Origin of the sequence: Leptospira mtsangambouensis (assembly GCF_004770475.1) — a bacterium.
GTDB classification, from domain to species: Bacteria; Spirochaetota; Leptospiria; order Leptospirales; family Leptospiraceae; genus Leptospira_A; species Leptospira_A mtsangambouensis.
Genome location: NZ_RQHK01000003.1, coordinates 96596 through 110363 on the forward strand (window position 1 = coordinate 96596; position 13768 = coordinate 110363).

General features: G+C 35.5%; 9 protein-coding genes. 6 read left to right on the top strand and 3 right to left on the bottom strand.

Features of this window, described 5'->3' with window-relative positions; genetic code table 11:
* Positions 1-145 precede the first annotated feature (145 nt).
* Positions 146-2401, top strand: coding sequence for a hypothetical protein (locus EHR01_RS07010; protein WP_244310011.1), 2256 nt, complete (start codon positions 146-148; stop codon positions 2399-2401).
* On the opposite strand, the gene EHR01_RS07015 is transcribed toward EHR01_RS07010, so the two are convergent.
* Both EHR01_RS07015 and EHR01_RS07020 read right to left on the bottom strand, forming a co-directional pair.
* Positions 2305-3747 carry a hypothetical protein gene (locus EHR01_RS07015; protein WP_167482938.1) on the bottom strand — a complete coding sequence of 481 codons (1443 nt, stop codon included), beginning with the start codon at positions 3745-3747 and terminating at the stop codon, positions 2305-2307. The genes EHR01_RS07010 and EHR01_RS07015 overlap by 97 nt on opposite strands.
* Before the next feature lie 18 nt (positions 3748-3765).
* Positions 3766-5070, bottom strand: a complete 1305-nt coding sequence (locus EHR01_RS07020) for a lactonase family protein (protein ID WP_135693991.1) — start codon at positions 5068-5070, stop codon at positions 3766-3768.
* Positions 5071-5338: 268 nt separating this feature from the next.
* Here EHR01_RS07020 and EHR01_RS07025 point away from each other — a divergent pair, with 268 nt between their 5' ends.
* From EHR01_RS07025 to EHR01_RS07045, 5 genes are all read left to right on the top strand, one after another.
* Positions 5339-6142, top strand: coding sequence for an SDR family NAD(P)-dependent oxidoreductase (locus EHR01_RS07025; protein ID WP_135693992.1), 804 nt, complete (start codon positions 5339-5341; stop codon positions 6140-6142).
* A gap of 15 nt (positions 6143-6157) precedes the next feature.
* Positions 6158-6577, top strand: a complete 420-nt coding sequence (locus tag EHR01_RS07030; protein WP_135693993.1) for a hypothetical protein — start codon at positions 6158-6160, stop codon at positions 6575-6577.
* A 67-nt stretch (positions 6578-6644) separates the two neighbouring features.
* Positions 6645-9764 (top strand): HAD-IC family P-type ATPase, encoded by a 3120-nt coding sequence (locus EHR01_RS07035; RefSeq protein ID WP_135693994.1) that lies wholly within the window; start codon positions 6645-6647, stop codon positions 9762-9764.
* 144 nt (positions 9765-9908) lie between these two features.
* Positions 9909-11150 (top strand): response regulator, encoded by a 1242-nt coding sequence (locus EHR01_RS07040; RefSeq protein WP_135693995.1) that lies wholly within the window; start codon positions 9909-9911, stop codon positions 11148-11150.
* Positions 11151-11154: 4 nt separating this feature from the next.
* Entirely contained in the window at positions 11155-12612 is a 1458-nt protein-coding gene (locus EHR01_RS07045) for a PAS domain-containing sensor histidine kinase (RefSeq protein ID WP_135693996.1), read from the top strand.
* On the opposite strand, the gene EHR01_RS07050 is transcribed toward EHR01_RS07045, so the two are convergent.
* Complete coding sequence (locus tag EHR01_RS07050) at positions 12602-13717, bottom strand: hypothetical protein (protein WP_135693997.1); 1116 nt, start codon at positions 13715-13717, stop codon at positions 12602-12604. The genes EHR01_RS07045 and EHR01_RS07050 overlap by 11 nt on opposite strands.
* Between the last annotated feature and the right edge of the window lie 51 nt (positions 13718-13768).

Sequence of the window (13768 nt, forward strand, 5' to 3'; positions counted from 1 at the left end):
AACAAATCAGATCCATTATTTTTTTGTAATGGATCGACTTTCCTTTCGCCGAGTTGTATGGGCCAAATATTTGGCATATGGACTCGGCCTTTTCATATTACTTTCACTTCCGATAAAATTTTGGTATTTGTTTACTGGAGAAACTTTGAGTGGCTGGGATACTCCAGGCCATATTGTTTTAGCTAAAGAATTTGCGAAACAAATTCAGTCTGGTACTGCCACTGGTTGGTCTGATGTTTGGTTCGGTGGATTTCCTATCTTTTATTTTTATCCTCCATTCTATTATTTTTTAGTTTATCAAATTCATTTTATCTTTTCGATCAGTATCGAATCTGCTTTTTCAATATCGATATTTCTAACAATTATAAGTTTATTCTATTCCATTTATTTGTTTGGAAAACATTTTTTATGGTCTCTTTATCCGAGATACATCCGTGTTCTATTGGGATTTTCTGGCGTTTTGTTTTACTTTAGTTATGCGGGAGAAGGGTTACAGGGGACAAGTTTGGTCGGTATTGTTGAAGGGACAGTGATTTCTAGTTTTTCTCATTCATTGATTTTTTTTAGCCTAGTGTCATTGGATAACTATCGAAAAAGTTTAAAGTCTATAGATTTGGTTCTTTTCTCTGGATTAACGTCTATTATTTTTTATTCGCATTTACTCAGTTCCATTTTTTACTCTTTGATTTTGGCCTTATATTTTTTTGAATATCGGCATTTTGTCATAAAGAATGTAAAACAGTTTTGTATAGTTGGATTGATTGTTTTTTCTTTAACCCTACCTGTAATTTATAATTATCTTAGATTCTCAGAATACACGAGCGGTGTCTTTTATGGTTTTGCTTATCCTCCATTACTTTCTATTTTAGGTAAGGATGTTTATGATGTAGCATTGTTAGCTTCAACAAATGGTGAAAATTTAACATTGGCATATCTTGTGGCATTTATCAATTCAGGTAGATGGTTGTCTATTGTTGCATTGTTTCTTTTTTTATTTAATTTTAGAAAATTTCATAATTCTCCTCGAAGTAAGTTGATCACTACGATAACACTCGTTTTCTTTTGGTTGTCATTGGATTATTCTTTAGGTTACATCCTTCCAAATTTTAAAATCCACAATTACCGAGCCTTTGATTGTTTCTTTATTGCTTTTTCGATCCTGTTTCCTTTGGGCATTCGTTCTATTTCTGGTAAAAAAACAGGAAAACTTCCATTATTTCCTTTGGTTTATTTCGTAGTCATCGTTCAGTTTGTTTTGTTCTTGAACTTTGATCCGACAAAATATCAAAAATACTCTTCTCCACTTTGGAGCGAGGCAAGGACTACAGAAGAACTGCAGTTATATAGTAGATTAACAGAAAGATTGAAGTCCCTACCCAAAGAGGCATTAGTCCAACCGGAAATAGTTAAATCGAAGTTAATGTTTGGGACTCCTCATTTTTGGTTACCACTTTTATACAATGCTGGTATTCGGAACAATCTTGGTTTGACAGTTGAGTCTTCATATTATTCCACTCTAGTGTTTCATTGGCAGGAATTTGGTTTTGGACATTGTTTTCGTTGGGGAACTGATGTGGATTGGAGAGATTCTCTCAAATCTCTCCAACATAAAGGGAAAGACTCTGGATATTATTTAGATTTTTTACTTCGTTCTGGAGTGACTCATCTAGTAGGGTTTACACCAGAATACCATAATTATTTGGATCTGCATAAGGATCGTATACAAACTGTTGCCGTGGAATCACCATTTACGATTGTAAAAATCCTACCCGACAAAATTCAAAAACAAATGAAACCTATCGGACTCATTCATTCTGATTTGTTTAATTCAAACTTTGATTACGGATACAGAGACTTTCTGAAAACCAGCAACTTTTTACAAATGCATCTAAACAATGCAGGTTACAGAACAAAAATCATTAGGATCAATCGAAAACAACTGGAGCATATAGAATTAGTGACCCCTTTCCTTTCTGCTATGGTTGTGATGAGTAAAGAAAAAGGGTTTGGCGAAGATTCTTTTATGGAAAGTTTACGTAACAAGATTCCATCGATTCTGATACAAGAATCAGAACTATTGCCTCCCAAAGATGGCCAGACAATTAAAGCGCTGAATCTTTTTTTGAATCAGATTCCAAATAGTTTTGAGACTAATAGTAAGCAATTCGAAACACATTCCTTTTTTAAAGGAAGAGTAGCAAATAACGTTGAGCTTTTGTTAGATGATACTGGAAGAGAATTTATCTTAAAAGATGATTTGAAAAATACCGAGACTCCCATTTTGCCTTCTACGGGAGGAGTTATTTATCTAGTCGGTATGCTACTGTCATTTTTACTCGTGGTTGTTGGAATTATCTTAACGAAGATATCATATTTTTCATTTTCAAAAACTAAACGATAATCTTTTGATAACTTTTTGAATTCGGAACTAGAGAAACTATAATAATGTTTATTGATCACAACGGTGTTATAGTTCATAACCTTAGGTATATGTTGGAAACCTTGGACATTCCCTTCAAAAAAAGCTTTTTGTGTAAAGTATTGGTCTTGGTTGTAAGACCAGGCATACAAAGGGTTGAGCCCGAATAAAAATCTGTATTCGGGTATTCTGAAAGTAAAATACGGAAAGTCTGCCCAAGATAGGAAAATTTTTTCTCCTTTTGGGATATTGAACCGAATCCATTCAGTTACAATATAACCATATTTGGTTTCGGAAGATCGAAACTGCTGGCCCATCTTGCCATAAGCGATTGGGAATTGGATTACAAAAATTGTTATCCCTATGAGGATTTGGAATTTATTCGGAATTTTTATATTCAAAAAAATGAATATAAAGAACATGAGCCAACTCATTTCAAAAACCCTCATGGAAGATCCCGCAAAAATCAAACTAAGGATTCCGATAAATAAAAATACTAAACTTTTTGGTTGGAATGTGTTATTTATTTTTTCCCTAAAAACCAGTAACAATAAAGGTAATATAGGTAAAAAACCTAAAATAAGGATATCTCTCGTTGGAGGTAACCATTCCGCAATTGCTTCCACACCAGGTGGTGGAAAAGATTGGATCACAAGTTCAATGAAATATCCTTTGAATTGAAAGGGAAAAGAAGGGTGGATGACTAAACCAAAAACCATTCCCAAAACAGAGGTCAAAAATATTTTTCTTTGTTCTCTGCTGTTTTCTAAGATAAGCATACACAAGCCAGTAAAAAACAAAAAAGGAAATCCGCTATAAGACCAAACGGATAAAAATGATAGAAAAAAAATCCATTTTAGATGTTTAATATTCCAAATTCTTAATATTAAAAAATAAAGAGTAAAAAATAGTAAATTTCCTCTCCCGAACAACATTCGGCCCGTGAACAAAACCGAACCTAGAATAAAAAAAATAACAATAAGGTAGGGGGGAAGGTTCGGCGATTCTGATTTAAGGTATTTTGTTACTTGGTATAATAAGTTCCCAATTGAAATTAAAATAAAGAGTTTGATTGCAACCGTTTCTTCGATTGGTAAAAGGAGAAACGGAATTTGTGTTAGGTGGAATAGGAAATGATAATCTGTAAATTCTTTGGATTGGATGCCAATTTCTGGCCAAGGTAGTCTGGAAACAAATCCTTCCTTTAAATAGAGTTTGGCGACTGCAAAATGATAAAATATATCAGCATCGGGAACACCTGCAAATGCAAATAGAAGGATTCCGTATAATGTGATTCCTAAAAGAATTGCATAACGCAAAGGTGTCACTGTAAAAACAAATAATATTTAATGGTAATATTTTTGAATTGGGCTAATGACTTGAGGTGCATATCCATTTGTAATGGCACTAATAGTAATTGGTGAATTTTCACCCTTACTTAACATTCCGTCAGAAAACTTGAAGTATTCTATTTGGTAATTATTTGTTGTGCCACCTGTGTCGGATACGAAGTAGATAAATTTTCCACTTTTGTCCCACTGTAATGACTTTGGTCCATTCCCCACTGTAAATTTTTGATTTGTTTGTAACAAACTTCCTGTTGTGTTGTCCACTATCAATAATCGTATGTTATATGTTGCTCCAGTTGCATAAAGAAATGCAGCATAGTTCCCGGTAGGATCAATCGCAAAACTAGTAGTAGAATTTGCAACAGGTACGTGGTTTGAATAAGAAGAGTCCGGTGAAAAAGGAGAATTTGGCAAAATTGATAAAAATCCAGAACTATCATATCTGTATCCATAAATAGGACTAGTAGCATTGGCAGATGTTGAATATAACAACCGTTTTGATTCAATGATACATAAGTTTTCATGACCGGATGGATTGTCAGGCGTTGTAAACGGTGCTCCTCCTACCAAAGTTAAACTATCGGGTCCAGTTTTTTTGAGTATGTTTATACCAATAGGAGGAAGTGTGGATGTTGCAGAAAAAATGATTCCATCACTATCGCTTAATTTGACAGCGACTGGGCTACAACCGACTGCATATGGATAACTTCCTACATTATTAGGTGCTAAAAATCCTGATACGGGGTCTCGATTCCACCTAGTGATTGTTCCGGGGTTTGCGGCTGTATTTGTGTGATACATTGTCATTCCATCTTCGCTGAATCCCATCACACGCGGATTCCCAATTCCAGGTTGGTCTTGGAGTAAGTTAAGAGTTCGGTCTGTTCCGTAGCGATGAACCACAACTCGTTCGCTTAAAGATCCAGTGAACGTAATGATATCACGCGAATGAGGAGGCACTCCTATTCTATAGGGAGTACACCCAGGGAAGGCTGCAGTTGTAGCAGTTCGCACATCACTAACATAATCATCAATTACCCCTCTTTCATTATCCACCCGATAGACTCTAAGACCAGTTTCATAAGGGACCGAACTCTTTACCAGGATGACTGCTAATGCATCTGGTAAAGCTTTCTCCTGTAGGAAATATCTAACAAATTCAGCAAAAACTGACTGTTTCGCAAACTCTTCAGAAAGCGGATCACCTGGATTATTCAATTCAGGCATCTTGCATTGGAAGGCAAATGCAAATAATATCGTTATGAAAAAGGCACGTGAAATGAACTGAGAACGAACTGTCATAAGATCCTTCTATCAGGGACAGGTTTTAGAAAATGGACACCTGGCATGAATGCAATTTATTGACTGACTCTTTTACTGGTACATATCATTTTCCCCCTGTCAATTCAATTTGTAAGAGTCCGTTCTGGTTGTACGGACAAGAAAATAGACATATGTTTAGAAATATTTCTTCCGTTCGAAATCCCAATGGCTTCGAAAAACAAGTTGTGGGAAATCCGTATCCGATGGAAATTTTAGGAAAAAAGAACAGGGATACAAGAGGGAGCATATGAGCGAATTTTACCGAGATGAATGGGTTTGGATTACGGGAGCTTCTTCTGGAATTGGAAAAGAATTAGTTTCCCAAGCCTACCAACAAAAAGCAAAGGTTCTCCTTGCTTCTCGTAAAACGAAGGACCTAGAAGCTTTGGCAAAAGAACTTCATTTAGAAAAAGGTCGTTATGCTGTCGAAAAATTAGATTTAGAAGATTATAAATCTACCGCAGGTTTTGCCAAACGTTGTTTGCAAAAGTATGGGATACCAAAAGTAGTAATTCATAATGGTGGGATCAGTCAAAGGTCTTTGACGAAAGAAACAAATTTAATTACTTTAGAAAAGATTATGAAGACCAATTTTTATGGGGCCGCGGAAATGACACGCGCAATGATCCCGGAAATATTGGGGAAAAAAGATGTTCATTTTGCCGTCATTTCAAGTGTTGCTGGGAAAATTGGTAGTCCACTTCGATCTGCTTATTCTGCCTCCAAATTCGCGTTAGTTGGTTTTTTTCATTCTTTACGTTCGGAGGAAGAGAAGTCTGGAATTTTTGTGACAATGGTATACCCTGGTTTTATTCAAACAAATATTTCAAAGAATGCACTCAAAGGTGACGGATCTTCGACAGGCACAATGGACTCCGTAATTGCAGCTGGTTTGCCTGTTCAGTTATGTGCCCATAGGATTTTACATGCAGTTGCAAATAAACAGCGTGAAGTTGTCATAGCAGGTATTAAAGAAAAATTTGGATTGTTTTTACAAACAGTATATCCTTCATTATTTTTTAAAATGATTCAAAATGCAAAAGTAAGGTAATAGGAGTAAATACATTTGAAACGAATATTTTATTCAATAGGAATGATTCTATTTCTAACATTGGGGGTATTTGCTGACACTCCCATGCTCGATTATAAAACTAAAACAAAATCAAATGAAAAAGAACGAACCTATTTATTAGATTTATTACGAGCAAATCTGTCCAATGAATTCAAACAAGAGTTTGTTTTTGTTGTAGAACATTTTAAAATTTCTGGTGATTATGCTTGGTTCCGTGGGACGGCCAAAAGGAAGGATGGTAAAGAAATTTCCTTATCGGAAGATATACCTTACGATTGTTGTCATGTAGAAGCATTATTCAAAAGAGTCAATGGGAAGTGGCAAATTTCTGAATCAGGCGCATTTAGTACGGATGTTTGGTGGGATGGGATTCAGTCTCGTTATCCAAAGGCAAACAAGGAAATTTTTCAATAAGTTGATAATTTATTAGAGGATTTTATATTTTGATAGAATCTCCATTTAGGGTTTATTTGATTGGAGTATGCTTCTCGAATATCTAAATGTAAATTCGATTCACATTCTTCCAAAGGCAAATACTTGGGACGATATAAGCCAAGAGTTATTAAGGAAAGTCGAAAACGATCCAATAAAGGAAGATTTACAAAATCGGTTGGGGACTATGCCGGACAGTTTGTTCGGTAGCCTCGGCCCACATATTCTAATCCCTCATTTCCGCTCCATTCATATTAAAACGCCTGAAGTTTTTTTGTTTTTAATCCCGAAAGGAATTCATTTAGGCGAGCGTTTAGTCCATTTGGTTCTATTTCAAATGATTCCGGAAACGCAACCTTCGCTTCACCTAAGATTGTTACATGGCCTTTCTTCACTTTTGCCACAGATTTTTGATGAACTATTAAATTGTGATACAGAGTCAAAGGTGTTATCGGTTGTTCAACGTGGCGAATCCGAGATGAAGCCTAGTTACAAAAACCTAAACCAATCGCAAATTGAATTTGAGCTACAGACAAATTTGCAAAATGGTCTTAGCCATTCAGAAGCAAAAAATCGATTAAAAACATTCGGAAAAAATGCAATAGAAAACGAAAAATCAGCACCGATCATTTGGAAATTTTTTAAAAGTTTTTTTAGTTTATTTGCGATTCTACTTTGGGTTGCGACAGCTCTTTGTTTTGTGCCTGGTGTGGACATGCCTGAATTGGGTGTCGCTATTTTTATAGTTGTTGTCATTAATGGAATTTTTTCATTTTTTCAAGAATCTAAATCGGATCATGCAGTAGAAGCCTTACGTAAGTTATTGGCCCAAGAATGTCCTGTGGTAAGAGATGGAGAAACCACTACAGTCCCAGCCGATGAAATTGTTCCTGGTGATTTGATTGTTCTATCTGAAGGAGACATTGTTCCTGCAGATTGTCGTATCATCGAATCAGAAGATGTTGAAGTTGATAATTCATCTTTAACAGGTGAATCTACTTCTGCAAGGCGTTATAAATCAGATAGCGAAATTGTTTTGGAAGGAAAGTTTCTTTGGTTGGAAATGCCAAATATACTTTTTGCTGGTAGTTCCTTGATTAAAGGGAAATCAAAGGCAATTGTTTTTGGTACAGGACAATCGACTGAGATCGGACAGATTGAAGGCATCACTTCAAAAATCAAAAGAGAAGAGAGCCCTTTACAAAAACAACTAAAACAAACAGTAATCTCTATTTCGCTGTTTGCCTTTGTCATAGGAATTTTATTTCTCTTTTTAGGGTATATGGTCGCTGGACTTAGTTTTGTTCAGGCATTTATTTTTTTTATAGGAATTTTTGTGGCCAATGTTCCTGAAGGTTTACTTCCGACAGTCACACTTTCTCTTGCGTTAGGTGTTTCTAGGATGGCCAAAAAAAATGCCATTCTCAAAGACTTATCTAGTGTAGAAACCTTGGGTTGTACAACTGTGATTTGTTCCGATAAAACAGGTACCTTAACTCAAAACCAAATGCGAGTGATCGAAGTTTATTTTGATTCAAAATCATACACACCGCAAGAATTAGAGACAAAAGAAGGGAATCAAATATTTCTAAGTTGTGGTTATCATTGCAATAATGCAGTTTTAGATCCTAAGCCTATGGGTGATCCAACAGAGCTTGCATTGTTATATTTATCTCAAGGTCGAATCACAAATGTAAATGGAAAAAGAATTCATACAAATGCCTTCGAGTCAGTGAGAAAAAGAATGAGCGTAGTAATTCAAGGAGACAACTTTACGACTGCGTATGCAAAAGGAGGCCCGGTTGAAATATTATCTGTTTGCACTCACGTTTATGAAAATGGTTCAGTGGTTCCTTTGGATGAGGACAAAAGGTTAAAATTAAAGAATGCTTCTGATTTTTCTGCAGGCCAAGGTTATAGAGTACTTTCATTCGCTTATAAATTGTTAGATGATAATCTTTCTCCTTCTATTTTAGATTCAGTTGAATCCTCTATGGTGTATTTGGGACATTGTTGTCTTGCAGATCCAATTCGTCCCAAAGTGCCTGATGCGATTTCTAAATGTCATACTGCAGGAATTCGAATTCTGATGATCACTGGTGACCATCCATTAACTGCTGAATCGGTAGGTAAATCCATCGGGATTGGAGGGGAGTCACCCGTTGTGATCACTGGTGCGCAATTAGATAAAATGAATGACGTTGCATTAAAAGAGTGGATCCGCAAAGGAGAGCCTATATTTGCTCGAGTTTCGCCATCACAGAAACTAAGGATTGTGACAATGTTGCAAGAGTTAGGTGAAATTGTGGCTGTCACTGGAGACGGTGTCAACGATGGCCCCGCCCTGAAAAAAGCTGACATTGGAATTGCGATGGGAAAAAGAGGAACCGAGGTAGCAAAAGAGGCAGCAAGAATGATTATTGTTGATGATGATTTTGCAACGATAGCCGATGCCATCGAAGAAGGAAGAGGTGTGTTTGATAACATCAGAAAGTTTTCATCGTACGTTTTGAACTCAAATCCTCAAGAGCTCATTCCATTTTTACTCTGGGCATTGATTCCTGGATTTCCACTCCTTATGACTGTGATGGGTGTTCTTGCTGTTGACGTGGGAACCGATTTGATTCCAGCAATGGGGCTTGGAGCAGAACCACCAGAAAAAGGGATTATGTACCGGCCGCCTAGGAATCGAAATGAAAAGTTGATTTCGATTCGATTTATTCTTAGGTCTTATCTCGTAGAAGGAATGATTTTGTTTTTATCATGTTTTGCGACGTATTTCTATTTTGTTTATACAGAGTGTAATGGCATTTTGCCTCTTTCGCCTAAAGGTTTGAATATGGCGAATGCAAGTCCATTATACCTTCAATCTTTAACTGCATTCTTTTTTCCAACGATCACAGTTCAAATTGCCAATGTTCTTTGTAAACGATCCAGAACGGAATCCATATTTCAAATAGACCTCTTTTCTAATCGAATCATTTGGGTTGGAATTTTATTTTCCTTCTTTTTATGTGGGATATTCTTTTATACAGATCTAAGTTCTGTTTATTATTTTGCACCAATTCCTTTGCACGTATATCTTTTTGCATTTCATGGAACTGCAGTTATGATTGTTTATAACGAAACAGTTAAATATTTTCGCAGAAAAAAACTTAGATTGAATTAGAATTATTCTAGAGAATGGCCGAAAGAAACTTGTTGAATTTTAAATTGTGCCGGATAGTCCCTTCGATTCGTATCTGTTGACCATGGAATCACTAAAATAAACATGATTTGTAAGATGGTTACTACAAAAGTTTGGGATATTTAGGTGTACGAAAAAAGAATTCTATTGGCTGAAGATGAATTGGTGTCGGCAACCTATTTAAAGGACAGTTTGTCTGCATTGGGTTACAAGGTAACTCTTGCCACTGACGGAAAACAAGCCTTAGGATTCTATTTAGAAAATCCCTTTCCTGTCGTGATCACTGATTATGAAATGCCTGGATTGAATGGTGCTGAGTTAATTCAGGAATTAAAATCAGAAGAAATTGAACCTGTTATATTTATGTTCACTTCTCATAGTAATCCTAAGTTGATTGTCAACGTAATGAAATTGGGAATTTTTGATTATCTTGTGAAACCTCTGGAAGAACACGAGCTTTCCATAAAGTTAAAGAGAGCATTTGAATTTTATGAAATGAAACGAACGGAAACAATTTCAAAGAGAGAACGTCAACTTCGTTTGGAAGGCCATTTAGAATGGATCCAGTGGAAAGAAAAAATGGCTGGAGGTGAATTCAATCGGCTCAATCAAAATTTATTCGAAAGTTTGAAAAACAGTTTTTGTCAAGGTGCAGGATTTGGCGCTTTGGTTACGCTTCTAAAATTAGTATCCGACACAACGGTGAAAGAAGGCGATCATTATAAAATAGAATCAGACTTAATGGAGTTAATTCAAATTAATACGGGTATGGCAGAGAAGGCGCTAAAGATGTTTTCTGATATCGATTTAATGGTATCTAGTCCTATGCAGTTTGAAGAGATTACTTGTGCTGAACTTTATAAACAATTACTTTTATGGGTTGAAGAATTAAAACCAATATTGGCTTTAAAAAACCAGCAGATTTTGATGGGAGATCTCAAGCCGAACCTCACAAAATATAAAATTTCTTATAACAAATTTTCTCTACAAAATTCTTTTAAAGAAATTATTACGAATGCCTGTAAATTTTCGCGAGCAGATACCAACATAACAATTGTAACGAATGTTGAATACAATTGGTTTAAATGTGTAATTTATAACCAACCTATACCTAATGCTGATGGAACGTATGGTGTTCCGCTACAATTTGAAAATTTAATTTTTGAACCATTCTATCGTTTATCCAAAAATGTTTTTGATGTATATGGTACTTTGGATTTTGGATTAGGACTTAGTTATGTGGATTCATGTTTTAAGAAACATGAAGGAAAATTGTCTGTCCATAATATCATAGACCATTCTGAATGGAGTGATAGTCCTGTTACAAAAGTGGCATTTCAGTTTTCATTGCCCGTGTTAAAAAACTAAGTTTATGTTTCAAACAAATTACGATGATTTACTTTCGAACATACCAGATTTAATTTGCGAATTAGATTCATCCGAAAAAATTCGATATGCCAATTCGTTTCATAAACATAGGTTAGGTTATGAAGCACATGAGATATTGGGTCGTTCTGTAGAGGATTTTTTTCATCCAGAAGATCGGAATGAATTGCTCACCAAAATGTCTTATCTGCAAACCCCTGGATCGGAAACCAAGGGGATTTGGAGAATTGCGCATAAAAACGGACATTTTTTAACCTTTGAGTGTAGAGGAAAACTGCAACAAGATTCTGATGGGAACAAACGAATCTTAGTTGTGGCAAGAGACATTACAGAAGAACTTGGAGTTGAGTTTAAACTACACACCAAATCTACCAACCAAAACCAAACCCTAACGGATTTACCTTCCAAACCAATTGATTTACATTACCAAAGTTTTTTTGAATTGAAAATGTCTCAGTTTGAGTTTTCTCAATTAAAATTTGCTTTCGATGAACATGCTGTAATCACAATTACTGATCGAAACGGAAATATCACCTATGCAAATGATCGATTTTGTGAAATTTCAATGTATTCAAGAGAAGAGTTATTAGGAAATAACCACCGTTTGTTGAATTCAGGATTCCATTCGTCCGAATTTTTTGAACGAATGTATCATATGATTCAAAATGGATATGTTTGGAAGGGAGAAATTCGAAATCGAACCAAAACAGGTTCTATATATTGGGTCAGTACAACCATTGTTCCTTTACGTTCCATTGATGGTAGTATCAATCGATTTGTTGCATTACATACTTTAATTACAAGAACAATTGAATCTGAAGAAAGGGTGACTCAATTGTTGCAGGAGAAAGAGTTACTTTTACAAGAAGTTCACCATCGAATCAAAAACAATCTATTTTCTGTTTTTAGTCTTTTAAAAATGCAGTCTAATTTTTCTCAAGATTCTCATCTAAAAGAACAGTTTGACGAAGCAGCCGGTCGATTGCGAAGTATGATGGCATTATATGATAGGTTGTATCGATCACAGAATCCAAATGAAATTGATTTAAAAGAATACATACCAAATTTAGTGGGCCAAATTTTATCAACATATCCGAAGATGATTCGTTTTGATTTTATTTCAGACGAACCTATCATTGTAAAACCGGACATTGCCAACAATTTAGGTATCATCTTAAACGAATTAATTTGTAATTCAGTTAAACATTCCTTTCGGATGGAAGATGTTGGAAAAATTGTTATCCAGATTCAGAAAATAGATTTTAAAATTCATTTTCTTTATAGTGACGATGGTGAAGCATTACCTGATAATTATTCATTAGAAAATTCGGAATCTGGGTTTGGAATCAAACTTATGAATTTGTTGGTTCAACAATTAAAAGGAAAAGTAATTGTTAAACCAGGACAAAGTGTTCAGTTTGATTTATCTTTCCCTATTCGTTAGTTTTTTTCTTTAACCAATGTTTCCACTTTTTATGATAAAAATAAAAAATCATGACGAAGGTAGGGACAATGAACCAAAGAAGAAATATATTACTTGCTGGTAACACGGATAACTCTGCAAAACTCACAACTTGTTGAAAGTTTTCAATTGTCCAACGAGTGGAATGTTTGAAAGGTCCTTGCCCTTTGATAACTGACAAGGAAATTTCAGTTTTTGCAGTGACCGTCTCACCAACAGGGATTGTAAAACGGTTTACTTCAATGGAAGGTATAATTAATCCGGTCATTGGATCTACCGAATTACAATAGTTAGATTCACATTGGACACAAAATCCTGTTTTCCCTTTTGAGTCTGAATTCCCTGCAATATAGGCATTGGCGGTAAATCCTTGGACAGTTTTGTGTTCGTTCCCGATATAAGTACATGTCGTAAAAAGATTATCTTCCGTAACAAATTTAAGTTCTAAAGTATGTGATCCTGCATGGCCATTTCCATCGGAAATATCAATTGGAAATTCTTTGGGAATGTTAAAAGTTGCAGTTCCAAGAAGTGGGAATCTATCGATACAATGAGTTTCCGTTAAACTATAGTAACAATTGTTTAAGGAAGGATTGTTGGATTGGTTTTGGAAACTGTACATTTCGATATGATTACTGTCGATTGGGATTGGTCTTAAAAAACAAAATAGATTTGATTTTTTGTCTTTTGGAAATAAGTGGTCACCTATCTCGATATTAGTTGGAAAATCAATATCTACATAAGAGCGAGGATCCAAAAGAATGGGAATTCCTTTTTCATCCACTTTGATTGTGATACAACTTGGATCCAGTTCAGAAGGAGAACAAGTTCTCTCTTCACCTTCTATGTATTGAATCATAAGACCACCATAAAGCGGACAAAATGTATCGATTGATTCTGGACTAAGAACTGTCAGTTGGACGGAGGTGGGAGCTGTCGCAGCCACTGGGTTTGTGGGTTCATCGGGTAGACTCTGGGTTACGTTTGTGTTCCCGAGCAAAGGAAAAAGCCAAAGCAGAGAATCCGTTTTTCTATGAGAACAAGTTGTGAAAAAGAAAAGAATGAGGATGAGCCAGAATGGTTTCATCTACAATCAGACGAAATGGAAAAGAAAGACTTGTAAAAATCAGATTAGACT

What these genes read in the sequence shown, in the direction of transcription:
- EHR01_RS07050 (WP_135693997.1), bottom strand. Translation starts at nt 13,717, where the DNA reads ATGAAACCATTCTGGCTCATCCTCATTCTTTTCTTTTTCACAACTTGT.
- EHR01_RS07045 (WP_135693996.1), top strand. Translation starts at nt 11,155, where the DNA reads ATGTTTCAAACAAATTACGATGATTTACTTTCGAACATACCAGATTTA.
- EHR01_RS07020 (WP_135693991.1), bottom strand. Translation starts at nt 5,070, where the DNA reads ATGACAGTTCGTTCTCAGTTCATTTCACGTGCCTTTTTCATAACGATA.
- EHR01_RS07025 (WP_135693992.1), top strand. Translation starts at nt 5,339, where the DNA reads ATGAGCGAATTTTACCGAGATGAATGGGTTTGGATTACGGGAGCTTCT.
- EHR01_RS07035 (WP_135693994.1), top strand. Translation starts at nt 6,645, where the DNA reads ATGCTTCTCGAATATCTAAATGTAAATTCGATTCACATTCTTCCAAAG.